Raw genomic sequence first — 22256 nt, forward strand, 5'->3', positions numbered from 1 at the left:
TATCGCTAAATAGAAATGATGGATAGGGGGGTTGAGGTCATTCTTCATCGAAGTAATCGCTATCCAGCTTTGGCAGCTTTAGCAGGCGCGAAGTGACCCCAACCTCGTGATCCATCATCAAGTTGACCAGTCGACTGCCATCAATAAGAACCATGCCTTCTACGGAACGGGAAAAATCGATTGCCTGTGCTGTAAAACCGGAGGTGGTAATAAACACACCACGCTTGGCTTTCTGTCCGGCGAGAGCGCCATAGAAGGCTTGCAGTTCTGGCCGCCCAACCGTGCCTTGCCAGCGCTTGGCCTGAATGTAGACCTTTTCTAGGCCGAGCTTGTCGAGAGAGATCACCCCGTCGATACCGCCATCGCCGCTGCCGCCGACGCGCTGCAGATCGTTACGGCTAGCGCCATAGCCAAGGCTATGCAGCACGTCCAGCACGATGACCTCAAAGCGGTTGGGACTGACTTGCAGAAGGTTGTCCAACAGGTCTGCAGCCGTTGCCTCGCGTAGCTCGCGTAGAGCCTGCTCCAGCCGGTCGTCAGGGCTAACAGTGGCTGAGCTAAGCGCCAGCGCAGGCTGCTCTTGTGCATCGAGCGGGATAGCGTCGGCCGGACTCTTGAGTTTCACGTCCATAAAGCCGATGGCGAGCTGTTCGACCTTCTCCGGAGCCAGGGGGCCGGGGTGCTGGGCGGCATAGGTAATGCCTGCGTCAGTTAGCTTCCAATACCCACGCTTGGCGCTGCTGGACAGACCGGCGCGCTTTAGACGGTCATGGGCCCAGCCTGCACGGTTTTTGTAGGTGGCCTGGCCGCTGGCAATTAGCTCTTGGCGCTGTGCTTCCGAAAGATTCAGCGCATCCGCAGCGGCTTCATGGGCATCACGTGCTGCCGCGCCTTCGGGCGTTGCGGCCAGGTAGCGCAGGATCGGTTCAATGAACTGGTCGTAGGTTGGGACGGACATTGCGACTCCAGGCGCAGGGAGGATGATTTGGCCGCGTGTTACAGGCTCTGCATGGTTCTGCACTTGGGAAACCCCGAGCATCCCCAAAACTGCTGCCCCGCTTTCGCCCCTGATTTCACGGTGCGAATCAGCAGCGCACTACCGCATTTCGGGCATTGCCGTTCGGCTGTCGGATCGCTACGACGCTTGAGGTTTTGCACGTGCTCGCGGTGGGTGGCGAGGGTCGGCGCGCGGCGGCCGGTTTGCAGGGCATGCAGCATGGCGTCGACTTCAGCCTTGCTGAATACCGGCTGCTGGAATGACTTGATATAGCGGACAAAGCCGATGCCCTGGGTCACGTTGGCCGGCACCTCGGTTTTAAAGGTGCTGCCGCCAACGAAGGTGATGACCGATTGCAGGTGCTCAGGGTTTACGCCAAGGGTGGCTTCCAGGGCTTTGAGGTGCTTGTAGTTCTGCCGCAGCGGGTTCTGGAACTTGAAGGTGCGTTTGTAGAGCTTCTGCGTCCACTGCGCCTGCTTCTCGCTGCCAAAGATCCAGCCGCTCATGTTCTTCGTTTCCAGCACGAAGATGCCGTAGGGCGAGAGGAATACGTGGTCGATCTGCGTGGTGCCGTCTGGCGTGCCCAGCGTGACGTTGTGTAGGCGGCGGTAGGTCAGTTTATCCAGCTGCCAATGGGCAAACAGCCGTACCAGGAGTTCGCCAATATGGCCCTTGGCCCAGGGGGACTTGAGCAGGCCGATCAGCAGCATCAGTGGGATAACCCAACCGAGCGTGCCCCAGACCTGGGCGACTATAGGGGTGAAGTCCATTTCTTAACCTTCAGCAATTCTCAGTTAATCGGATATTACCGAAAGTAAGCGTAAATGAACGAAAGTATTCAATGAGGCCTCTAGATCGGGCGATAGCTGCTGATTGTTCGCCAGCTTGCGGGCCGGTATATGTGGTTATGCACCTGGTAGGGCTCGCCGCTCGGCCTGGCTAAACCACTGAGAAATGACGATGCGTATCCACCTGCTGTCCGACCTGCACAACGAATTCAGCCCCTTTGAGCCGAAGCCTCTGGAATGTGATGTGGTGATTCTGGCGGGCGACATCGATGTCAAAGCACGCGCTGTTGAGTGGGCCAAGAAATCCTTCTCTGGGCCGGTGCTGTACGTTCCAGGTAATCACGAGTTTTACGGCGGGCACCTGACGCACACCCTGCAGAAACTAAGGGCGGCGCAGGATGGCCGCGTTCGGGTGTTGGATCGGGATGAAGTGATCCTGGCCGGGGTGCGGTTTCTGGGGGCAACCATGTGGACGGATTTCTCCGCTACTGGAAACCCACCTATGGCGTGCATGAGTGCCCAGAATGCGCTGAACGACTTCCGGCAGATTCGAACTGAAAGCTACAGGCGCATTCGGCCCGCTGATTTGGTTGCCCAGTCAGTGCAGACGAAAGACTGGCTGCGCATGAAGTTATCGGAACCGTTTGACGGGCCAACAGTGGTGATCACTCATCATGCGCCGACGCTGCGCTCTCTCCAGGGCAACCCACATGCCGGCACGCATATGGATGCTGCGTATGCCAACCGCTGGGAAGGCCTTATGGGGGCCGAGCAGATGGCGCTGTGGGTTCATGGACATTCACACACTGCCGTCGACTATGACGTGGCAGGTACGCGTGTGGTCTGCAACCCAAGGGGGTATCCGGGTGAAGAGACTGGCTTTCGCCCGGATTTGATCATCGATGTATAGCTCGCTGGTGTAACGCAAGAACAAAAGCACAAGGCCCCGGACTTACCGGGCCTTGTGCTAAGCAGGAAAGCTGCTTGAGGCTATTGAACGTAGCTCTGCGCGAAGGCAGCGATTTTCTGGGTGGCCTGATAGTCGACCAGCTGCAGGCCGCGTTCCTGGATGCTGTCCTTGGCTATCTGCACCGCTTTGCGGTGGCGGGGCGAATCGTTCTCTGCCGGGGCAGCAACAGGTATGAGCACGTTTTTCAGCTGAATAACCCCTTCCCGCTCTGCACGCACGAACTTCATCAGCCACTGATCGCAGTGGTCGAGGATTGCGCTTGGTTCCGCCTGGTCAAAAGCTAAAGGCTTGATGGCGGCAACGACTTCATTGCGGTGAACCAGAGGTAGATGCAGCTTGGTGAGATCACCGGTCAGGGTGTCATCGCGGAAGCTACGGATAGAAGCTTCCGTGAACAGGGTGCGAATTTCACGCACCATGACTTCCTCGCGACGATCACGTGCCATGCCTTGGCGGTCGATATAGCGGCCAAACAGCTCATCAAGGGTCGCGTCAAAGTTTTCCACCAGAATCGAGCGCATGGGGCTGAAGCGAATCAGCGACTCCTTGGGCTCGGTCAGGAAGCGGAAGTGGTTAACGATTTGGCTCTCTTGTGCTTCTGCCGTCATCGCTCGCACAGCATCCAGCTCGTTCTGGGCTATTTCCATGGCCTTGGCGAACAGATTGTTGCACTCGAAGAAATGATTGACCCGTTTTAGGTTTTTACGGGCGAGCCTGTACTCCATGCGCCCGATAGCCGGGGCCGAGAGAACGATGCCGACATTGGCAAATTCTTCGGTTTCGGCAAAAGGCGCGAAGCGCACGATGCTGTAAAGACAGGCGTATTTCATTGCAGGACGCTCCAGAACTCGTCCGAATTGCAGCGCATCAGGTTACTTTCGATTTCTTCGAGCAGAATGTCGAGTCCCTGTTTGCCGATAGATTCACACCATTCATCGGGTATGTCTGAGCATAGGTCACGAAAGCGTTCGGCAGTGTCGTGCATCCGCTGGCTGTATTCAACTTTGTCGACCAGATCCAGGCGCCATGCACGATTGCTTGGGCCAAACACATGGCTTTCAGCAAACTCTTGGGCATCCTGCGGCCAGTGAAACGCCTGGTTGTGGTCGATCAGCTGCAGCTGATTGTCTGTGCTGCACATCAGCAGATTGGGGCGGCCGCCCAGCGGCCCTAACTGACGATCACCGTTACCAACCCAGTAATCAAAGGTGAAAACGGCTTTTTGCAGGTCGATAGGAACCTGCAGTGCTTGCGAATAGAGCAGATCTGCAGCGTCTGCGACATAGGCCAGGGCGAAGCTGTCGCCAGGCCCCAGGTCGCTGCGTGCTTCTGGGTTGTAGCGCAGCAGGGCGGGGTCAATATAGATATAGCCGTGCTCTGGGATTGGTAAGCCAAAGTCAGCGGCCAGGCGGGCGCAAAGCAGCTCGGCAATACGTTCTGCGGGCGGTAGCTCCAAGCCCTTGGCCACATAGTGTTTGCCGTTGCTGGCTCGGCATAGGAAAGGACGTGTCATGCCGCCCTCCAGCCGCCGGATGATCTCCACCGCTTCTATGTAATTACCCTCGGCCATTGCCCGCTCCCTTATGCATCAGCTGGCCAGACGATACTGGTCTGCGTCTTGCTGCACCATGCCTAGCTCTTCCAGGGCATCCAGTACGGCCTGAACGGCGACCTTGGGCGAGCGTTTGAACTGGGCGGCGAGGGCGTCGGCGGGCAGTGGGCTTTGGCTGAGTGCGTGGCGCACGGCAGCGACCTGTTCGCGCATTTGCTTGGGCCAGGTGAGCTTGCCGGTGACGGCTGCGGCGGCAGGGGCGGATTCGAAATCCGTTGTGTCGTCCAGCTCGGCTTCGCGTTGCTCCGGCGCGACGGCGGCGCTCGGGTTCTGGTACTCGGGGCGCAGCCAGCGGATATGGCCACGGGCTTCCTCGGCGGCACGCTCGCTGTTGAGCGCCACCAGGCGGCAGAGCAATTCTTCTTCGGCTTCGGCCTGCGCTTCTGGTTTGTCCGGCAGCGGCGTGGTCGCGCCGGGCTTGCCCGCCAGCTGCTCGGCCAGATCATCCCAACCATAGGCAGTGAAGACCGCGCGATCCAGTTCGTCATGCAGCTCGCGCAGCAGGGATACCAGACCTTGTTCGTGGATGGTCTTGTCTTTGGCACTCAGCGGTTCGCCGGCGCGCAGCTTTTCCAGCACGTTGTACATGCCGGTTAGGGTCAGCTCGGGGTGCTGTCCTTGCTGGCGTTTGCGGTGGGCGTCCAGGCGTTCGGCTAGATCGCGGATCTGTGCCTGTTGTTCTGGATTAGTATCGGGGAAGGGGAATGTTTCGAAGCAGCGCGAGTTATTGTAGCGAGGATCGTTGCCGACTCCGAGGCGGCCGCCCGTAGCCTGTGCCCACAAGGCATGCACGCGGGACGACAGAACACCTAGAGATTTCGCACCCTGCAGGGCAATGGAGACCAGCCCTTGATCAGGAAGAATTCCCTCCTCGAGAAATTGAAAAACTCGATGTTTTGCAGTCATGGAAGTCACAATAAACCGTGACAATCCAGTGAGACTCTCGCGCAAGCGTGGATTGGGTTCTCCGAACAACCACCAGTTCTCACGGCGACCCGGGCGAGGGTTCAGGTCACGCTCTGGTTTTACGCGCTCAAACAGCCATTGATACACGGCGGGATGAAGCTCCCGAAGTTGATCCCGTGATAGGCCATATGCATCGAGTACAAATACTCCGCGTGGTTTATCCGTGATGTCCTTGCCATTTCTGTAGGGGCGAATGACCTTCTCGGCCCCGGCGGCATGACCCAGGCCGAGCTTTTCTGCCTGATGCTCGTCAACAACGAATCCGGCCCCCATCAGCACCAAACCTCTCACACTGACACCTCGATTGGCTTCAAGCGTCGCGGCGGCGGCCACGTTAGCTCCTGTGCGCAAGTCCGCGTGTAGGACGCCACGCTTTTCCGCCAATGTGACATGGCGCTCATCACTGTCGGTTTCACGCTCATCGATTGAGGTCAGCAAACGGCCCTCTTCGGCCTCGTTCGCGCCGACGGTCATTGCAATGCGCACCGCCGCACCGTCCGCTGCGTCCACCCACGGATGGTCGGGAATGGCAAAAGTCAGCGCTAGCGGATTCTTCGCGCCGAGCTGGGCTTCGATCACGCGGCGGTTGAAGGTCTGCTTGATACTGTTGGTAGTGATAAATCCAAAGCGCTTTGCATTGCCAGCGCGCACCGCTTCGGCTGCGATATACCACCAGTGCATGACGAAGTCTGCCGACTCCGGAACCTCAGGCCAGGTGCTACGCACAGCATCGACATAGCCATCACCTAGGGCGCGACGCATTGTCGATGCACCAATAAACGGAGGGTTCCCGACGATATAGTCTGTCTGTGGCCACTCGGCCTTTTGCGGGTTGCGGTAGATGTATTGTTCTACTTGCGCCGATTCATCCGGCACCTGTTCGCCGGTAATCGGGCTGGTTTTGGTGGTAATGCCATCCCAGCGAGTGATGGGCTTGCCGGCTTCGTCACGCAGCAGCTCGACGGCGTCGTAGGCAATCAGTGCATCGCGGTGTTCGATATTGTGGAAGTCGCGCAGTACCGGCTCGGGCGGGTTGACCTTGCCGTGGGTGCGAAAGTGCCATTGCAGGTAGCCGATCCACAGCACCATTTCGGCGATGCGGGCGGCGCGCGGGTTGATTTCCAGGCCGAGGAACTGGTGCGGGTCCACGGTGACGCCTTCCAGTTCCAGCAGACCCTGGGATTCGCCCAAGTCGTGCAGCAGGTTGAGCACTTCGCCTTCGAGGCGCTTCATGTGCTCCAGGGTGACGTAAAGGAAGTTGCCACTGCCGCAGGCTGGATCGAGTACGCGCACGTCGCACAGATGGCGGTGGAAGGCGCGGATCTCGGCGACGGCTTCCTTGTGCTTGCCCTGGCCTTCATAGGTGAGCGCGGCAACCTGCACTTCCTTCCACTCGGCGCGCAGCGGCTCGATGACGGTGGGCAGTACCAGGCGCTCGACATAAGCGCGGGGCGTGTAGTGGGCGCCGAGCTTGTGTCGCTCGCGGGGGTTGAGCGCGCGTTCCAGCAGGGTGCCGAAGATCGCCGGTTCGACATAGCGCCAATCGGCCTCGGAGGCCTTGAGCAGCAGCTCCATCTGGTCGCGGTCGAGAGCTATAGCCTGGGCTTCGGCGAACAGGCCGCCGTTGAACTTGAGCAGGGTGCTTTCCAGGATCGGCGAGAAGCCGCCGCTGTTCATGGTTTGCCAGAGGTTTTCGAGCATCGGCGCGAAGGTGTCCGGCTTGTTCTTCAGGCGTTGTAGCAGCTCGGTAAAGCCGCGCTCGGGGAGCAGGCCCACGTCCTCGGCGAACATGGTGAACAGGGCGCGCATCAGGAAGCTGGCGACCAGTTGTGGCGGATGACCATCGGCTTCTAGCGACTTGGCCAGTTTGGCCAGTTGATCGGCGATTTCGCGGGTGACGCGGGCCGAGCGGCGCGAAGGGTCGAGCGAGAGCGGATCAAGCCAGACGGCGCGCAAGCGTTCGCGAACATCTTCCTTGCGCAGGTCTTCCAGGCGGATGCGGTGGTTGCGGGCATCCGGGTAGGGCGTGTAAGTGGCGCCGGAGCGGCTGAATTCGGCGTACAGCTCGATGTTGCGGCCCACGTCCACTACGAGGATGAACGGCGGACGGCCTTCCTCGGCAGGCAGAGCCCGGGCGTACTGGTCGGCCTGGTTGTGGGCCTTGAGCATGGCCTTGTCCCAGCCGGAGCTGTCCAGGGGCTTGCCGGTTTGCTTGGCCTCCAGCACAAAGCTGCTGCGCTTGTAGAGGTCGATGAAGCCGTTGTTGCTGCTGCCGTCTGGCTGGTTGATGACTACGCGGCGCTCGAATACGTAGGCGTTGTCTCGAGTGTCGTCGCCGGCCGGCTCCGGCAGTGGCAAGCCCAGCAGACTGCACAGTTCGGTGAGGAACAACTGGTAGTTGGCGCGCTCAGTACCTCCAGCCTTTTGCCAGCGGGCCAGGAAGGTGTCCAGGTGTTCCATCACGGCATTGCTCCGACTGCGAGAAAGGCTTGGATTCTAACGGAGAGGTCAGGTCAGGGGTATGGCATCGCAAAGCTGCGTAGTTGAACGCATTTTGCGATGCCTTTTTACTCAGGGAGCTTCATCCAACTGCTTGAGGCGATTCAGCACTTCTTCGCGACTTCGCGGGTAGTAGATCCAGTTCTTGAATTTGGGGTTGTATTCACCGCCCAGCTCGTTACGCCAGGATTTAAGCAGTTCGGTGATCTGCGGGTTGAATGACCAGGAGCGCACGGCAATTGAGCCTGTAGGCAGTTCCCGGGCAGACACCCACATACCCATAATCGTGAATCGATGCTCAAGGCATTTCGCTTGAGGCTTAGCCACAAGCGGCTTTGCCAGAATGGATTGCCAATCCATTGCGTATGGCAATGGCTGTCGTGGTGGTTCTGGATAGATCCACGATTTGTTATGCGTCTGCTTCAGGATATGGGCTGCGACCTCTTCCGAGGGTACAGGCTGCTTGTTGAACAGCAGTTCGCTGAGGTCAATTTCGACGGTATTAATGCCGACGGTTTTGATCCGCTCCAGCTTTTCCTCGTCAATAAACGAGGTGACTGCGATTTCGATGAATAGCTGGCTGCCATCTCTCAGGTGGGCGACCAGGTCAGGTTGGAATCCTGGTTGTGGGACTTCTTCATCCACCCCTTCGAAATCCCACCAGCTGGTTTGGTCTTCGCTCTCTGAGCAAGTGCCAGGCATTGGGGGCAGTTGCAGACCGAGCTTGTTGCGGATGACTTGTTTGGCGTACAGGTGCAGCAGGCTTTCGCGCTGGATGAAGCAGCTTTCTTTGTTCGAGTGGTGAGAGAAGTGATGCTCACGGATTAGGCCTTTGCGAGCGACTACCGGCTCACCGCAGCATGCGCAGGTGCAATTGCACGCAAGACCACGTATGGCGTTTTCAATGGTGATCAGCTGGCCGTTTGGATCGAGTGCAACGAACATGCTCATGGGGTAAGCCTCTGGTGTGAAGACGGCTTCAAGAGTCATGATTCGGGCAGGTTGAAACCTCCCCCGAACCCTACGTGAAGGGTTCGGGAGGGTTCATGGAAGTGCTTGGGCCCCTTTGTTTTCGGGGCTTTGGGAGGAGTTGTGCTGGAAGTAATGCGTTGTCTGGATGAAGAGCTGCGGCAGTCGCCAGCCCCTGAGTTAAAGCCCTATAAGGTGATCCGGATATTGCTGGACGCCAGTATTAACGCATTGGAAAAAGGCAATCAGGACCCGCAGACCTTTGATCGTGCGACCTTGTTAGCAATATGCGATCCAAAAGCTAGAACAGCGGGGCGTGATCCGGCGCGTTGGCTGGCAAGCGATGCGCTAGAAATATTTCTGGACGCGCGGATGAATTCGATTCGGCAGCGTGCGGAGCAAATGGGTTTAAAGCATCTGCCCGTAATCGCCAGCAGTGAAAAGAAGGGGGGCGCAGGTAACCAGCGAATTTTCTGGCTCGCAACACAACCGTTCGAATCCACTGGTGACGGGGAGTCGAAAGGGCAACCGCATAGTCAGATCATCTACACCCGTACGGAGAATGGCGAAGTTCAGCCGGCATTGTGTTTGCGGCTTATTTTCCGCAAGGGTGTTCTTGAAAACCGAAGCTGGCGTGGCTTGATGATGTTTATCACTGTGCTGCTGGGCATGGGGGCACTGCTGCTGTGGGTCTTGGCATCAATATGGAGCCTTTCTGCGCTTGACCAGGCCCTCACGCTCCGTCAGCTCGCCAGTAGTTTTTTGGTGAGCTTCCTGGCTTGGTGCATATGGCGCGGGCTTCATCAGCCGTGGGTTGAGCTGGTGGAAAATCGAGTGGTGAAGGCGCCGGCAGTTTTGCTTGCGTTCAAGGAAGATTCTGCTGAGCTCGAAATGTATCGCGACGAGGCGAAGAGGCCTTGGACAAGGTTCGTGCGCTTTTCCAGTGAATGCCCATTCTGTGGTGGCCGGGTTTTACTGGCAGAGGGCAGGCCGGATCATCTGATGCCTCTTGTTGGGCGATGCGGTGAAAGCCCCCATGCACACGTGTTCAGTTTTGACCGGGCGAGGCTTTCAGGGAGTTACATCGGGCCGCCTTTGAGCTGATCCGATGTTTGGCAAATTGGCTTCTGTGTATTAACAGCAGCATTGCTGGCTGCCTTGGCTGATGTGTTCCTAGCTGCGGATTTCGGTGAACATGACCGAGCGTTTCGCTAATACGTGACCGGTGCTTCCACCCCGGTTGCGCGGGTTCTGGATTGTAATCGCATCGGTCACGATGCGGTTTGTTCCTCGGCTTTTTTCCGGCGCAGTGACTCACCCTTCATCGTCAGCCGGTAGGCGTTGTGCACCAGGCGGTCGAGTATGGCGTCGGCCAGGGTCGGGTCGTTGATCCAGCCATGCCAGTGTTCGAGGGGCAGTTGACTGGTCAGGATGGTGGAGCGGTTGCCGGCGCGGTCGTCGATCACCTCCAGCAGGTCATGCCGAGCCCCTTCCTCCAGCGGGGCCAGCGCCCAGTCGTCCAGCGCCAGGACGTCGACCTTGGCCAGCTGTTGCAGGGTGCGGCCGAAGCTGCCGTCGCCGTGGGCGATACGCAGTTGCTCCAGCAGGCGCGGGGTGCGCAGATACAGGGTGTTGTAGCCCTGGCGGCAGGCCTGGTTGCCCAGAGCGCAGGCCAGCCAGGTCTTGCCGGCACCGGTCGGCCCGGTCAGCAGCAGGTTGTGCTGCTGGCGGATCCAGTCGCCGCTGGCCAGGCTGGCGATCAGGCGCTCGTCCAGGGCGCGGCCGGGGCGGCGGTCGAGATCTTCCAGGCAGGCGTTGGCGTACTTGAGCTTGGCCTTCTTGCGCAGTCGCACCAGGCGCTGGTTGTCACGCCAGGCCAGTTCGCGGTCGAGCAGCAGGCCGAGGCGTTCATCGAAGCCCAGGCTGTGGCTGGCTGGCAGCGTCCATTGCTCTTCCAGCGCGCGGGCCATGCCGTCCAGGCGTAGCTGGTGCAGTTGATTGAGAGTGTGTTGCGGCATCATCGAACAGCTCCTGTTGCGGGGGTTGGTAGTAGTCAGCACCACGGACGTTTTCGTGGTGCTCGGGCAAGGCCGTTTCGGCCGCGCGCTTGGGCAGCGGCTGCCGATCCAGGCCTTGCTGGAGCAGGTTGCGCACGCTGCGCCCGGTGAAGGCGCGCAGTTGGACGGCCCGCTCGGCGGCGGCTTCCAGCCGTGCATTGCCGTAGCGGCGGGCCAGCGAGAGCAAGCCGAGACAGGCGCGATAGCCCATCTCCGGGTGCGGTTTGTGGGTCAGCTGGTGATCAATCAGTTGGCGCGTGCAGGGGCCGATTCGCTCGCCCCAGTCGAGCAGGCGTTGCGGTGTCCACTCACGATGGGCCTGGTGCGCGGCGGGCATGTGTTCGCGCTGGGTGCTGTAGGCGCCGCGACGGCCCAGCAGCACATGGCTGGCCACCCGTCGGTTGCCATGCAGCACTTCCAGGGTGTGCGCCGTCAGCCGCACGTCGACGCTCTGCCGGGCCAGGGCCGAGGGCACGCTGTAGAAGCTGCCATTGACCTCGACGTGGTAATCGATGCTGACCTTGCAGCGCTTGAAGCTGGCCACCTCGTAGGGCTGCGCCGGCAACGCTCGCAAGGCCGGGCGATCCAGGCGCTCGAACCAGTCGCGCCGGCAGCCGTCGAGGCGCTTGAACGGGAGTCGATTCAGATCCTCCAGCAGTTCGGCGATGGCCTGGTTGAGCGCATGCAGGCTGAAGAACTGCCGATGGCGCAACCGCGCCATGATCCAGCGCTCGACCACCTGCACCGCCACCTCGGCCTTGGCCTTGTCCTGGGGTTTGCGTGGCCGCGCCGGCAGCATCACGGTGTCGTAATGGCGGGCGCACTCCAGCGCCGCCCGGTTCAGGCCCGGTTCGTAACGATCCGGCAGCGCGACTAGAGCGCGCGGATTGTCCGGCACCACCATCTCCGGCACGCCACCGAAGTAGGTCAGCGCCTGACTCAGCGACGTCAGCCAGTCCACCTGGGTTTCGCCCGGCGTCGCGCAGGCATAGGTGTAATTCGAGGCGCCCAAGGCCGCGACGAAGATATGCGCCCGGCGGACTTCGCCGCTGGCCGGATCGACCACCGGCAGCGTCGGCCCGGCATAGTCGATGAACAGCTTCTCGCCCGCCCGGTGCAGCTGGCGCATCGAACGTTTGAGCGTCTGGGCGTAACGCCGGTAGTGCTCGACGAACTGGGTGTAGCGGTAGGTCGGCTGCCCCGCATGCGCGGCGAGATACTCCTCCCACAGCAGCTGCAAGGTCACGCCCTTGCGCCGCAGCTCGCGGTGGATGCTCAGCACGTCCGGCAGCACCCGCTCACCGCGAGTCCTTCCCGACGGCACCGGCGCAAACAAGGCGGCTGCCAGCGCGGCCTCATCCATGGCCGCCAACGTCGGCCAGTCCAGCCCGGCCACGCGCGCCGCCGTGACGTATTTGCTGACCACGCCCTTGGACAGCTGCAAGGCGCGGGCGATCTTCTCGTGGGATAAACCGGCCTCGAGCTTGAGGCGCAGACATTCTTTGATGTTTCGCATGGCTACTCGCGGCGCCGCCATCCCTCGTCTCCCGAAATCGGGCGAGGGTGACGGTCGCGTCAGGTCATGCGCAACGAAGGAGAAGGCTTTCGCTAAGCCGTGACCGGCGATTTCGGTAAGCCGTGACCGCCTGTTTCGGAGCAGGCGGAAAATCGGTCACGTTGCTACCGAAATGAGCGGTCACGCGTTAGCGAAATGACCGGTCACGATCTACCGAAACAGCCGGTCACGATGCTCCGAAATCCGCACCTAGCCATCGCATCCAGTACGGTTTCGCCCTCTTTCAAGCCAAATAGCTCACGCGCGTTGGTGGTGGAAATAAACGTGAGCAGGTCTTTGCTCGGGCCATCATCGTCCAGAAAGGCTGGTTCATAATCAGCGTTGTTCATTGTGGCCTCTATCTAGTTGTCCGGCTCTCTCGTGACGTTAACGAGCCTGCGGCTAATATCCTGGCTGCGTAAGCTTTTTGGCATTTTGCCGGGCAGCAAAGAGAATTTTAGCGGCTAAAAAGGGAAGGGCACTTTAGCTGCTAAAATTTTGGCCACGATCTGAGAGGTGCCGCTATGCCGAGTCGAGATGAGCTTGAAGCTGTCTTGGAGCGTTATGCCCTGGGGAAAACTGCAGTAGCCAACGCGATTCGCGAAAACAAGCGGTTTGGCCTGGGTGATGCAGAGCTGCCGACTGAGGAGGAGATTGCGGCAGAGATTGCTGCGCTGGACTTCTCTCGCTGGAAATCTGTTCCAGTGACATAGCGGTAGCCCCTGTACGGGGCTACCTAGATTTTAGCGGCTAAAATTTCTCGTCACGGCTGCCGCGATTAACGAACGCGGCGATTTCATCGGCCGGGGTATCGCCTGTGCCACCACCGGGTCCGATGCTGTTGGATTGATCGTCTTCCTGGCTCCGAATGGCTGCTGCCATCTGGCCGCCAAGAGTCTGCTGGGCTCGCTCCATAAAGTCGCTGCCAAGCTTGGCGGCTTTCTCCTCGATCACTGCCCCTGCGCCTTTGGCGAGTTCGGCGGTGGTGCGTGCAGCGACTCTGGCAGCTTGTTGTAGTGAGCCGCGTTCGGGATTGCCCATGGCGACGGCAAGCGGGCTGCTGCTTTCGGAGTCGGAAGGCATGCCACCTTCGCTCTGCTGCATGCTGCCATTGAAGTTAGGCATGCTGCTGCTCTCAATTGAGCTTTGTGCCTTCTCAACGGCTGCCTTGATGGCTGAAATGCCCCCGGCCATGTTCTGCGCTCCGGCCATGGCAGTGGCGCCTGCCATACTCATGGCTGCAGACGCCATGCCTGCTGCTCCCATAGCCGCGCCGACCGCTGCGCCGGCCCCGAAGTTGCCAATGCCCCCCGCACCCGTACTGCTTCCTGTGATGATGCTGGCGAGCATGGGGGGCACCTTGTTGGTCAGGAGCAGCAGGCAGAGGCAGAAAATCAGCATGACGCCCAGCTCCTCGAAATTGAGGGTGCCTTTGGTCATCTTGGCGTAGAAACTAGTGAGCAGGTCGCTACCAATGCCAACCAGAAGCACCATGGCAAACAGTTGGACGGCCACACCCAGGACGGTCTTGTAGTAATTGATGGCCATGTCGGAAGTCCAGCGTGAGCCGCCGAAGCCCAGGAAGAAGATGCCGGCATAGATCAGCAACCAGCCGGACACCAACATGATGAGCATGTTGATCGCGATGAGCGCCAACATGAACAGAATCATCAGGCTCAGCACTAAACCAACCAGACTATCTACTGGACTCCAGGCCGAAAGCGCGGCGAGTGTCTGCCTCCACAGCATGAATCCAATATCCACGATGCCGGATGGCGTGACCGAGGTTATGCCGGATGCCTGTTCGCCCAGCCTCTGCAGCGACCGAATGATTGAGGTCGCAAACTCCGGCCCGTTCCTGAGTAGCCACAGGTAGAAGCCGAAGAACAGAATGAAACGGCAGAACTCGGCAAAGAACTCGGCTAGGTCGGCCTTGCGCAGGGCCATCATGCCTAATGTCCAGGCCAGAGATATGGTGCCCAGCGTCCAGAACAACCAGGACGCGGCATTGAGGATGACCGCCTGCCAGGTGGACGCACGGCTGCTGAACTCGGTAATGACCTGATCCAGCATGCCCTGATTGGTGAGCTGGGCTGCGGCACCACCGGAGTAGAGGGCTAGCAGCAGACAGCAGCTGATCAGGCTGGTGTTCTTGAGCGTTTTCATACGGTCACTCCTGCGAACTGTTCAGTTCGAGCCAGTTCTTCGGTTGCTCGGTGGGCTGGATGGCGCCCGAGCGTCTGGAGCACTGGCCGGCAAACTCTGCCCGGGCCGTCCTGTCCTTGATCTGGTTGATCACCTCCAGGGTGCAGTTGGTATCGCTGACTTCGGGTATGGCTTGCGTGTTTGGCTGGTCATCGCATCCGGCAAGCGCCAGAAGGGTGAGTATCAGCGGGGTTAGTTTTTTCATGGGGCTCTCCTTAGCGGTTCATGTCCAACCAGTTTTTGGGGGCCTGGGTGGGCGCTATGCGCCCCTCGGTCGAGGCGGCGTGGGCGGCTTGCTGCTTGGCCTCCAGGTCGGCCTCGGCCTGCATGCGTGTGGCAATGGCGTTTTGCTGGGCGACCAGCAGGCCGCGAATCTGAAGTAGCTGATTGGCTTGCTGGCTGGCCAGTTGGTTGGCGTAGCCGATGGCCTGCATCTGGCCGGTAGCGCCTTGTGCCTGGCGTTGCAGTTGCTGCAGCGTAGTGGCGTCGTGTTGCAGCGCAGCCTGCTGCTGATCCAGGCCGCGAAACAGCGCATCGTTGGCCCTCTTCTGCGACTCGGAGGCAAGGCGCCGATTCTCGTCCAGCGCCGCCCACTCGGCCTCGCTGCAGCCGGCGCTGGAGAAGCAAGGGGAGGCTCGGTAGTAGGCAACGTCCTGGAACTTGCCGAGGTAGCCGTCGATGCTGCCCAGGCTGCGCTTGTAGTAGTCCAGGGTGTCGATGGCAGTACGCAGCCTGTCTATCGTCTGGCTGGCCTGGTCCCAGATGTAGACCGAGGGCGCCGCCGTGTTCTGCAGCATGTTTTCGTATTGCTGCAGCTGGGTCTGGTACTGCTCGATCTGCTTCAGTGTCTGCGCCACGCTTTCCATGGCAGTCAGCACGTTCTGGGTGAGATTGCCGCCGTCGATGACGGGGATACCGGCATTGGCGTTTAGGCTTATGAGCGAGCTGGCGATGCAGGCCAGAAGCCAAGGATTTTTAGCCGCTAAAATTTTCATCATCGTCTCCATACACTTTCATGGCTAGTTGCAATAACGCCTGCTGCGTTTCCTCGATTTTTGACAGCACCACCCCAATGGTTCGGCGCATCTGTGCCTCCTCGAAGCCAGCGAAGCGCTCGTCATTGGTCAGCCACATTTTCAGCAGTCCCCCCAAGCGCCCCTGGTCGGCATTTATCTTCACCAGCTCCCCGACCAAATAAGCGTCAATGACGCTTTCGACCTCGTACCCCATCCCCAGTGCGAGCAAATAGGAAGACGCCGTTTTTCCTGCATTCCTAGCGCCGGCCCCTATGTGAGCCTTCTCGTCTGGAAGGCAGTACACCTTGATGGGGGGACTGCTTTTTCTCGTCGCTTCGCTTTGAACTTTTTTCATGCTCTTGGCTTCTCGTTTCTGCTAGCGGTAGCTGGCGCCTCGCAGAGCAAGACACCCCCTTGAGCGCGTAGCGCGAATGTGGGGGAAGTGAAGAAGGCCGATCCGCTTGCGGGTGGGCCTACTTCACCTGTCTTGCCCGGCATTTCATGCCGATTAAAGGCCGCCTGTAGTCGCCAACGGATCGCCTCTCTGCCGTTCAGCGATGGGTTAACGCCAGGAGAACGGGAATTGAACGGTTCCGTTGATACTTGAACGACTGCGCGGGGTTTTTTGTTCATGGCAGTGGCTCCTTGGCGGGCTTTGCCTTGAACGCAGAGGCGCCTGCAGCAGCTTTGGGATGCGGCCGGGGCACAGGTGCTTTCCTGCTCTGCTGCTGACTGCCGTTTTCCGGCACTGATAGGTCGAGCAGCTGATGTGCGTATCGCCGGAAGGCTTGGTATGTGAAGGAAACACGCCCTTCATCGTGCAGCGTTTTCCAGATGGACAACAGCGACCAGCCGTCTGTGTAGGCCAGCTGGATTTCGCTTCTCAGGCTGAGAAAGGTGCTGCGGTTGCGAGATGTAATGCTGGCATCAGGTTTTCTCTGAATCCGGGCTGCAATTCTTTGTGAGAGTGTCTGGCCAGCTGGCTTCTCGGCTGTGCTTGGGTGAATGTCGATCTCGCTCATGCTCCGTCCCTCAAGTGTCAATGAGCAGCGTTTTTCTCGGTTGCTTTGCCCAGGCCCGCAGTAGCGCGATGTTTCCACCCCGTTTTCATTGACCCTTGAGGGATGGGGGCCGCTTTAGTCGCTGCATGCTTTGTTGTGATCCGATGGCTGAAGGTCTGCCTGGCAATTTGCAGAGCGTCTTCCGCTGCGATACCGCCTTGGATCAGGCGCTCGACATACGCCGCTTCTGATAGCTCCGGCACCGCCTGCGCCGTCGATTGATATCCTTTGCGGCGAATGACGGCTTTCAGCCAGCGTGACGGGGAGGTTTGGATTGCTCCCTTGGTCAGCGCGTCCACCAGAAGCGCGGTAATCGCTTCCTGTTGGTCCGTGGGCACTTCGGAGATCAATCGTGCGAGCTTTAGGCGCTCTTCGGCCTTGAGCTGCGTAATTTTTGCCAGGCCCGGTGTTGATGATTCTTTTGATGGTTCATGTGGTGGTTCTAGGGGTGACATAGCTGCGTCACTCCCCCCATGACATAACTCTGTCGTGCCCGGGGTGACGCTAGCGACGCCCTCCCTGTTGTTGCCGCCTCGCTGTTGGGAGGGGGGTGACAATTTGTCGGGGTAGGAAAGCGCGAGCGTGTAGCTATTGGATACTTGCCTTCCTGACCCATCGAATCGAGCTGCTTTGTGCAGCAGGCCGGTCCCCAGAAGAGACTTTATGGTTCTCTGGATGGTGCGTTCTGAAGTGCAGCACTTAGTGGCAATTGTCCGCATCTTGGGCCAGCAATAACCGTGATCGTCGGCGTTGTCTGCAAGAGCCAGGAGCGTCAACTTCGGCACAGGTGGAAGCTGCTGCTCCCATGCCCAGTTCATTGCTTTGATGCTCATTAGCTTTGCCCGAATGTATCGATCAGCCTGGCTACTTCTGCGGTTTTAAAGTAAACGCGGCGCCCGATTTTTACCCTGCAAGGGAGGATCTTGCGAGAAAGATCATTGTTGCTGCATAAGCTGATTCGTAGTCCTTGCTTGCTGCGATGCAATAGCTCGGCGAGCTGCTCAAGTGATAGCAGTGGGGCGCCGTTATAGCGGCTTAGTATTAATTCTTCGGTTGTCATGGTTTGTCTCACGAAGGTTTGCGTGTGTGAGACTATTTTGAGTGCAATTTTGATTAGATCAATACGTCATCTAGATTTTGTATTGCTAATCAATGGTTTATCTAAACTATGGCTGTCCTCATGAAGATCCGGGGGATAAGTTAGGACGATATGTCCTAATTTTTCTGATTTGCGCGCCTGGGCGCGCGGCCGACAGCGCCTGGTTATCGATTTGTTTGATGTGTTGGGGCAGTTAATGGGCGTGCTTCAAAAATTTAGCTGCTAAATTTTGATAAGTGGCTGGGAGGTGGGGTGGTTGTGGTTTTTTATCTGCGTGAGGTCTGCTTGGACTTTTTAGTGTATGATTCAGAGGGTAATAATAAGAATAATATTATTATTCTTATTATTATGGGCGGTTGTCGCGGGTGCTGTTCAGTTCTGCTGCTGTAGTTTTGCCAGGATCGGCGGGGCTGATTTAGATCGACGAGGTTTGGAGGCGGCTAATAAGCTCGAAGAGCTGCTGGTAGATGAGTAGCTTTGGAAGGTTAGCCAAGGGCTGCAAGGTGCTCGACAGTTTCAGGATACTTTTGCACCAGACGAATCAGCGTAGTCGCCTGGGCGTTTGGCTTGGCCCGGCCTTGCTCCCAGTTCTCCAAGGTGCGTGGGTTGGTGCGCAGGTACATGGCGAAAACCGGGCGTGACATGTTCAGCTTCTGGCGGATTTCCACCAGCTCCTCGGAGCTGACTTCGCACAGTTCGGGTAATTGGACTTTGTGCGAGCGCAGAGTCACCTTGCCTTGGCGTTCATCCTCCAAAGCCTCGAAGCCCTCGACCAGCTCGGCAAAGATGTCTCGTTTCATGGTGTCGTCCTCGCATCAATTTCTGCTTGCAGCAGCTGCTTGAGTAATTTCTTCTGCTGCTCGTTCAGGTCGTCCTGGACGTCCTTCCCATACAGGGTAAACAGCCAGAACTGCGCGCCACCCAGCCACCAGTAGTAGATGACTCGGATGCCACCGCGCTTGCCTTTCTGTCGTCGCTCGTCGGCGAAGCGAATCTTTCGTAGGCCGCCGGTTCCCTGGATCACGTCGCCGGCTTCCGGTTTCTTCATCAGCAGGCGCTGGAAGCTGCGAAAGGCCTCATCGTCCAGGTAGTCCGCTCGATGGCGCTCAAAGGGCGGTAGTTCGACAAATAGTGCTTTCATTGTCTGTACGTTATCTGCGTATAGTTTGTGGTGCGTTTAAGGCACCGTCAAGGCGCCTTGCGCTGGCGTTTCAGCTTGTCCAGCTTGCCGACGAGGTCCTCGGCCCGCAGGTGGGTGTAGCGCTTGAGCATCTGCATCGACTTATGTCCGCTAATGGCCGATACCTCCTGGTCGGATAGGCCGCCCTCGACCAGCCGGCTGACAGCCTCATGACGCAGATCGTGGAAGCGCAGGTCGGGCATGCCGAGTTTCTTCTTCAGCAATCCCCAGGTCTTGGTGAAGGCATAGGGGCGACGTTTCTCGTCCTTTCCCGGTTCGCCAAAGAACACCAAGTTGCAATCCTTGGGGCGCACAGGGTTATCCAGGGCGGCCTTAAAGGCTTCGGTGGCCAGTTTGGTGAGGGGGACAGTTCGGGCGCTGTCGTTCTTGGTGTCTGCGAGGCGCACCACGCGCTTTTTCAGGTCGACCTGGTGGCAGCGTAGGCCCGTGATCTCCGAGGAGCGCATGCCCGTTTCCAGGGCGATGCGGACGATCCAAGCCAGCATGGGGTTGCTGTGGTTGTTCACAGCGGCGAGCAGGCGTCTTTCCTCGTCGGCGGTGAGTCTGCGGTCGCGGCCGTCACCCGGGCTGGGCTTGCGGATATTCAGTACAGGATTGAAGGTCAGCCCCAGGCCCCATTCTTGGATTGCCACCGTGTAGAGGTGGCTGAGGAGGGCCAGCTCAAGCCGCACGGTATTGTTGCTGGTGGGCGCGCCGCGTTTGCTCAGGGTGCCGAGTCGGGTGTCGCGGTAGTTGGCGATGACCTCGGCAGAGAGGGCGGCGAGGGAGTATTTGCCCAGGTGCTGGATCAGCTGCTTGGCTTTGGTGGCTTCAGCTTTGCGCGTGGTTGGCTTCTTGCTCGGCGTCACCTCGGCCAGATAGCGCTCAAGTGCCTTTTCCAGCGTCAGGCGCTCGGAGCCGCTGCGCTGGATGTATACGCCACGCACCATCTCGTCTTCGGTGCGGCGTGCCCAGTCTTCGGCGTCGCGCTTGGTGCGGAAGGTTTTGGTGTTGGTCGGCCAGCCCGTTTTTCGGACTACGGCCTTCCATGTGCCGGCAGGGGTTTTAACGATTGTGGCCATCTGAAAGGACTCCAAAGGCAGGCTGGCGTACCAGCACTGTACCGATTTTGTACCTTTGGACCATAGGACTGATCCAGATGCCACAACCTTATAAGGCTTAAAGCCGCGCAATGCGCGGCTTTGAAGGTGGTGGGCCCACACGGACTCGAACCGTGGACCAAAGGATTATGAGTCCTCTGCTCTAACCGACTGAGCTATAGGCCCTCAGAGGGTCGGCGGATTATACCGATGCGTTCGGGGAAGCGCCAATCTCATACCCTGAGGTGAGGACCGGGCTGTGCGGAAGGCGCAAAAGAAAACCCCCGGACTGGCCGGGGGTTGTTCATCACTCGTCGAGGAAGGAGCGCAGGTGCTCGCTTCGCGACGGGTGGCGCAGCTTGCGCAGCGCCTTGGCTTCGATCTGGCGGATACGCTCGCGGGTCACGTCGAACTGCTTGCCGACTTCCTCGAGGGTGTGGTCGGTGTTCATGTCGATGCCGAAGCGCATGCGCAGCACCTTGGCTTCCCGTGCGGTGAGGCCGGCGAGGACTTCGCGGGTGGCTTCCTTGAGGCTCTCGCTGGTCGCCACTTCGATCGGCGACTGCATGGTGGAGTCCTCGATGAAGTCGCCCAGGTGCGAGTCTTCGTCGTCACCGATCGGCGTTTCCATGGAGATCGGTTCCTTGGCGATCTTCAGGACCTTGCGGATCTTGTCTTCCGGCATGTCCATGCGTTCGCCCAGCTCTTCCGGGGTCGGTTCGCGGCCCATCTCCTGCAGCATCTGGCGGGAGATACGGTTGAGCTTGTTGATCGTCTCGATCATGTGCACCGGGATACGGATGGTGCGCGCCTGGTCGGCGATCGAGCGGGTGATCGCCTGGCGAATCCACCAGGTGGCGTAGGTCGAGAACTTGTAGCCGCGGCGGTATTCGAACTTGTCCACCGCCTTCATCAGGCCGATGTTGCCTTCCTGGATCAGGTCGAGGAACTGCAGGCCGCGGTTGGTGTACTTCTTGGCGATGGAGATCACCAGGCGCAGGTTCGCCTCGACCATCTCCTTCTTCGCGCGACGGGCCTTGGCCTCGCCGATCGACATGGAGCGGTTGACGTCCTTGATCTCGGCGACCTTCAGGTCGACGTCGCTTTCCAGCGCCGCCATCTTCTGCTGGTTGCGCTGCACGTCGGCCTTCACGCGCTCCAGCGCTTCGGCGTATTTCGGCTTGTTCTTGAGGACGCTGTCGACCCAGGACTCATTGGTTTCGTTGCCGGGGAACTGGCGCAGGAAGTCAGCGCGCGGCATGCGGGCATCACGCACGCACAGCTGCATGATGGCGCGTTCCTGGCGGCGAACCTGGTCCAGGGCGTCACGCACGCGGGCGACCAGGGCGTCGAACTGCTTGGGCACCAGCTTGATCGGCATGAACAGCTCGGCCAGGGCGACCAGCTCTTCGCTGGCCTGCTTGCTGCCGCGGCCATGCTTCTTCAGCGCCTTCTTGGCTTTTTCCAGCTGCTCGGAAACAGCGCCGAAGCGGCGAGCGGCTTCTTCCGGGTCCGGACCGCCATCGCCTTCGTCTTCGCTGTCGTCGCTTTCTTCCTCTTCTTCCTCGTCGTCCTTGTCCTTGGACTCGGCGGCGTTGTCCTTGAGGTCGAGTTCGACTTCCTCGGCCGGAACCGAGCCGTCGTCCGGATCGATGTAGCCGCTGAGAACGTCGGACAGGCGGCCGCCTTCGGCCACGATGCGGTTGTATTCGTCGAGGATGCTGTCCACCGCGCCAGGGAACTGGGCGATGGCGCTCATGACTTCGCGGATGCCTTCCTCGATGCGCTTGGCGATTTCGATCTCGCCTTCGCGGGTCAGCAGTTCCACGGTACCCATCTCGCGCATGTACATGCGCACCGGGTCGGTCGTGCGGCCGACATCGCTCTCCACCGCGGCCAGGGCGGCAGCGGCTTCTTCTGCGGCGGCTTCGTCGGTATCGGTTTCCGCCAACAACAGGGCATCCGCATCCGGGGCAGTCTCGAATACGTTGATCCCCATGTCGTTGATCATGCGGATAATGTCTTCTACCTGTTCCGGATCGGAGATATCCTCCGGAAGGTGGTCGTTGACTTCCGCGTAAGTCAGGTATCCCTGCTCACGACCACGGCTGATCAGTTCTTTCAAACGAGATTGCTGTTGCGCTTTTCCGGACATAACACCCTATCCACTGACGGTCTTGGC

22 protein-coding genes, 1 tRNA gene and 1 pseudogene are annotated in these 22256 nt (G+C 59.3%); 3 read left to right on the top strand and 21 right to left on the bottom strand.

Annotated features, from left to right (window positions below; all coding sequences use genetic code 11):
• Window positions 1-37: 37 nt before the first annotated feature.
• Both BLR75_RS15870 and BLR75_RS15875 read right to left on the bottom strand, forming a co-directional pair.
• A complete protein-coding gene (locus BLR75_RS15870) occupies window positions 38-958 on the bottom strand; it encodes a restriction endonuclease (protein WP_084314960.1) in 921 nt (306 codons plus the stop codon).
• 38 nt (window positions 959-996) lie between these two features.
• Window positions 997-1767: a nuclease-related domain-containing protein gene (locus BLR75_RS15875; protein ID WP_084314959.1), complete on the bottom strand. Its 771-nt coding sequence runs from the start codon at window positions 1765-1767 to the stop codon at window positions 997-999.
• A 190-nt stretch (window positions 1768-1957) separates the two neighbouring features.
• Here BLR75_RS15875 and BLR75_RS15880 point away from each other — a divergent pair, with 190 nt between their 5' ends.
• Window positions 1958-2695, top strand: a complete 738-nt coding sequence (locus tag BLR75_RS15880; RefSeq protein WP_084314958.1) for a metallophosphoesterase — start codon at window positions 1958-1960, stop codon at window positions 2693-2695.
• Between the two features lie 80 nt (window positions 2696-2775).
• Here BLR75_RS15880 and BLR75_RS15885 read toward each other — a convergent pair whose 3' ends face one another.
• From BLR75_RS15885 to BLR75_RS15900, 4 genes are all read right to left on the bottom strand, one after another.
• Complete coding sequence (locus tag BLR75_RS15885; RefSeq protein ID WP_084314957.1) at window positions 2776-3585, bottom strand: DUF3037 domain-containing protein; 810 nt, start codon at window positions 3583-3585, stop codon at window positions 2776-2778.
• Window positions 3582-4325 carry a HipA family kinase gene (locus BLR75_RS15890; RefSeq protein WP_084314956.1) on the bottom strand — a complete coding sequence of 248 codons (744 nt, stop codon included), beginning with the start codon at window positions 4323-4325 and terminating at the stop codon, window positions 3582-3584. Before BLR75_RS15890 ends, BLR75_RS15885 begins: the two co-directional genes overlap by 4 nt.
• Before the next feature lie 18 nt (window positions 4326-4343).
• The gene (locus BLR75_RS15895) at window positions 4344-7793 is read right to left on the bottom strand and encodes a class I SAM-dependent DNA methyltransferase (protein ID WP_090416097.1); all 3450 of its coding nucleotides are present in this window, start codon (window positions 7791-7793) and stop codon (window positions 4344-4346) included.
• A gap of 111 nt (window positions 7794-7904) precedes the next feature.
• Window positions 7905-8783: a competence protein CoiA family protein gene (locus BLR75_RS15900; RefSeq protein WP_084314954.1), complete on the bottom strand. Its 879-nt coding sequence runs from the start codon at window positions 8781-8783 to the stop codon at window positions 7905-7907.
• Between the two features lie 141 nt (window positions 8784-8924).
• Between BLR75_RS15900 and BLR75_RS15905 the strand changes: the two genes are divergently transcribed.
• On the top strand, window positions 8925-9905 hold the full coding sequence (locus tag BLR75_RS15905; RefSeq protein ID WP_139207033.1) for a hypothetical protein: 981 nt from the start codon (window positions 8925-8927) through the stop codon (window positions 9903-9905).
• A 167-nt stretch (window positions 9906-10072) separates the two neighbouring features.
• On the opposite strand, the gene istB is transcribed toward BLR75_RS15905, so the two are convergent.
• The 3 genes from istB to BLR75_RS15920 form a co-directional block, all read right to left on the bottom strand.
• Window positions 10073-10822 (bottom strand): IS21-like element IS1474 family helper ATPase IstB, encoded by a 750-nt coding sequence (gene istB, locus BLR75_RS15910; RefSeq protein ID WP_139207034.1) that lies wholly within the window; start codon window positions 10820-10822, stop codon window positions 10073-10075.
• Window positions 10710-12395: an IS21 family transposase gene (gene istA / locus BLR75_RS15915; RefSeq protein WP_084314951.1), complete on the bottom strand. Its 1686-nt coding sequence runs from the start codon at window positions 12393-12395 to the stop codon at window positions 10710-10712. Before istA ends, istB begins: the two co-directional genes overlap by 113 nt.
• Window positions 12396-12577: 182 nt before the next feature.
• Window positions 12578-12763 (bottom strand): hypothetical protein, encoded by a 186-nt coding sequence (locus BLR75_RS15920; protein WP_084314950.1) that lies wholly within the window; start codon window positions 12761-12763, stop codon window positions 12578-12580.
• 174 nt (window positions 12764-12937) lie between these two features.
• Between BLR75_RS15920 and BLR75_RS26550 the strand changes: the two genes are divergently transcribed.
• Complete coding sequence (locus tag BLR75_RS26550; protein ID WP_139207035.1) at window positions 12938-13126, top strand: hypothetical protein; 189 nt, start codon at window positions 12938-12940, stop codon at window positions 13124-13126.
• A 37-nt stretch (window positions 13127-13163) separates the two neighbouring features.
• On the opposite strand, the gene trbL is transcribed toward BLR75_RS26550, so the two are convergent.
• The 12 genes and pseudogenes from trbL to rpoD all read right to left on the bottom strand — a co-directional run bounded on the left by trbL (window position 13164) and on the right by rpoD (window position 22229).
• Window positions 13164-14579 carry a P-type conjugative transfer protein TrbL gene (gene trbL / locus BLR75_RS15925; protein ID WP_084314949.1) on the bottom strand — a complete coding sequence of 472 codons (1416 nt, stop codon included), beginning with the start codon at window positions 14577-14579 and terminating at the stop codon, window positions 13164-13166.
• Between the two features lie 4 nt (window positions 14580-14583).
• Window positions 14584-14823 carry an entry exclusion lipoprotein TrbK gene (gene trbK, locus BLR75_RS15930; protein ID WP_084314948.1) on the bottom strand — a complete coding sequence of 80 codons (240 nt, stop codon included), beginning with the start codon at window positions 14821-14823 and terminating at the stop codon, window positions 14584-14586.
• 10 nt (window positions 14824-14833) lie between these two features.
• Entirely contained in the window at window positions 14834-15613 is a 780-nt protein-coding gene (gene trbJ, locus BLR75_RS15935; RefSeq protein ID WP_245726154.1) for a P-type conjugative transfer protein TrbJ, read from the bottom strand.
• Window positions 15594-15989, bottom strand: coding sequence for a conjugal transfer transcriptional regulator TraJ (gene traJ / locus BLR75_RS15940; RefSeq protein ID WP_084314946.1), 396 nt, complete (start codon window positions 15987-15989; stop codon window positions 15594-15596). The genes trbJ and traJ overlap by 20 nt, the downstream gene beginning before the upstream one ends.
• 274 nt (window positions 15990-16263) lie before the next feature.
• Window positions 16264-16656, bottom strand: coding sequence for a TraK family protein (locus BLR75_RS26555; RefSeq protein ID WP_139207036.1), 393 nt, complete (start codon window positions 16654-16656; stop codon window positions 16264-16266).
• A gap of 17 nt (window positions 16657-16673) precedes the next feature.
• Window positions 16674-17528, bottom strand: coding sequence for a helix-turn-helix domain-containing protein (locus BLR75_RS15945; RefSeq protein WP_084314945.1), 855 nt, complete (start codon window positions 17526-17528; stop codon window positions 16674-16676).
• Window positions 17528-17755 (bottom strand): helix-turn-helix domain-containing protein, encoded by a 228-nt coding sequence (locus BLR75_RS15950; protein WP_071579492.1) that lies wholly within the window; start codon window positions 17753-17755, stop codon window positions 17528-17530. Before BLR75_RS15950 ends, BLR75_RS15945 begins: the two co-directional genes overlap by 1 nt.
• 524 nt (window positions 17756-18279) lie before the next feature.
• Window positions 18280-18594, bottom strand: coding sequence for a helix-turn-helix domain-containing protein (locus BLR75_RS15955; protein ID WP_027600721.1), 315 nt, complete (start codon window positions 18592-18594; stop codon window positions 18280-18282).
• Window positions 18539-18935 (bottom strand): annotated as a pseudogene (locus BLR75_RS15960) (toxin). Before BLR75_RS15960 ends, BLR75_RS15955 begins: the two are co-directional and overlap by 56 nt.
• A gap of 47 nt (window positions 18936-18982) precedes the next feature.
• Window positions 18983-20056: a tyrosine-type recombinase/integrase gene (locus BLR75_RS15965; RefSeq protein ID WP_084314943.1), complete on the bottom strand. Its 1074-nt coding sequence runs from the start codon at window positions 20054-20056 to the stop codon at window positions 18983-18985.
• 127 nt (window positions 20057-20183) lie between these two features.
• Window positions 20184-20260, bottom strand: a tRNA-Ile gene (locus tag BLR75_RS15970).
• Window positions 20261-20381: 121 nt separating this feature from the next.
• Complete coding sequence (rpoD, locus tag BLR75_RS15975; protein ID WP_084314942.1) at window positions 20382-22229, bottom strand: RNA polymerase sigma factor RpoD; 1848 nt, start codon at window positions 22227-22229, stop codon at window positions 20382-20384.
• Between the last annotated feature and the right edge of the window lie 27 nt (window positions 22230-22256).

The sequence above is a fragment of the Pseudomonas jinjuensis genome (genome assembly GCF_900103845.1).
GTDB classification, from domain to species: Bacteria; Pseudomonadota; Gammaproteobacteria; order Pseudomonadales; family Pseudomonadaceae; genus Pseudomonas; species Pseudomonas jinjuensis.

Coding starts and splice junctions, on each gene's coding strand:
- istB (WP_139207034.1), bottom strand. CDS start 10,822: ATGATGCCGCAACACACTCTCAATCAACTGCACCAGCTACGCCTGGAC.
- trbL (WP_084314949.1), bottom strand. CDS start 14,579: ATGAAAACGCTCAAGAACACCAGCCTGATCAGCTGCTGTCTGCTGCTA.
- BLR75_RS15920 (WP_084314950.1), bottom strand. CDS start 12,763: ATGAACAACGCTGATTATGAACCAGCCTTTCTGGACGATGATGGCCCG.
- traJ (WP_084314946.1), bottom strand. CDS start 15,989: ATGAAAAAAGTTCAAAGCGAAGCGACGAGAAAAAGCAGTCCCCCCATC.
- BLR75_RS15875 (WP_084314959.1), bottom strand. CDS start 1,767: ATGGACTTCACCCCTATAGTCGCCCAGGTCTGGGGCACGCTCGGTTGG.
- BLR75_RS15890 (WP_084314956.1), bottom strand. CDS start 4,325: ATGGCCGAGGGTAATTACATAGAAGCGGTGGAGATCATCCGGCGGCTG.
- BLR75_RS15870 (WP_084314960.1), bottom strand. CDS start 958: ATGTCCGTCCCAACCTACGACCAGTTCATTGAACCGATCCTGCGCTAC.
- BLR75_RS26555 (WP_139207036.1), bottom strand. CDS start 16,656: ATGAGCGAGATCGACATTCACCCAAGCACAGCCGAGAAGCCAGCTGGC.
- BLR75_RS15900 (WP_084314954.1), bottom strand. CDS start 8,783: ATGAGCATGTTCGTTGCACTCGATCCAAACGGCCAGCTGATCACCATT.
- trbJ (WP_245726154.1), bottom strand. CDS start 15,613: ATGAAAATTTTAGCGGCTAAAAATCCTTGGCTTCTGGCCTGCATCGCC.
- BLR75_RS15895 (WP_090416097.1), bottom strand. CDS start 7,793: ATGGAACACCTGGACACCTTCCTGGCCCGCTGGCAAAAGGCTGGAGGT.
- istA (WP_084314951.1), bottom strand. CDS start 12,395: ATGGCGGCGCCGCGAGTAGCCATGCGAAACATCAAAGAATGTCTGCGC.
- BLR75_RS15945 (WP_084314945.1), bottom strand. CDS start 17,528: ATGAGCATCAAAGCAATGAACTGGGCATGGGAGCAGCAGCTTCCACCT.
- BLR75_RS15880 (WP_084314958.1), top strand. CDS start 1,958: ATGCGTATCCACCTGCTGTCCGACCTGCACAACGAATTCAGCCCCTTT.
- BLR75_RS26550 (WP_139207035.1), top strand. CDS start 12,938: ATGCCGAGTCGAGATGAGCTTGAAGCTGTCTTGGAGCGTTATGCCCTG.
- BLR75_RS15955 (WP_027600721.1), bottom strand. CDS start 18,594: ATGAAACGAGACATCTTTGCCGAGCTGGTCGAGGGCTTCGAGGCTTTG.
- BLR75_RS15965 (WP_084314943.1), bottom strand. CDS start 20,056: ATGGCCACAATCGTTAAAACCCCTGCCGGCACATGGAAGGCCGTAGTC.
- BLR75_RS15950 (WP_071579492.1), bottom strand. CDS start 17,755: ATGACAACCGAAGAATTAATACTAAGCCGCTATAACGGCGCCCCACTG.
- trbK (WP_084314948.1), bottom strand. CDS start 14,823: ATGAAAAAACTAACCCCGCTGATACTCACCCTTCTGGCGCTTGCCGGA.
- BLR75_RS15885 (WP_084314957.1), bottom strand. CDS start 3,585: ATGAAATACGCCTGTCTTTACAGCATCGTGCGCTTCGCGCCTTTTGCC.
- rpoD (WP_084314942.1), bottom strand. CDS start 22,229: ATGTCCGGAAAAGCGCAACAGCAATCTCGTTTGAAAGAACTGATCAGC.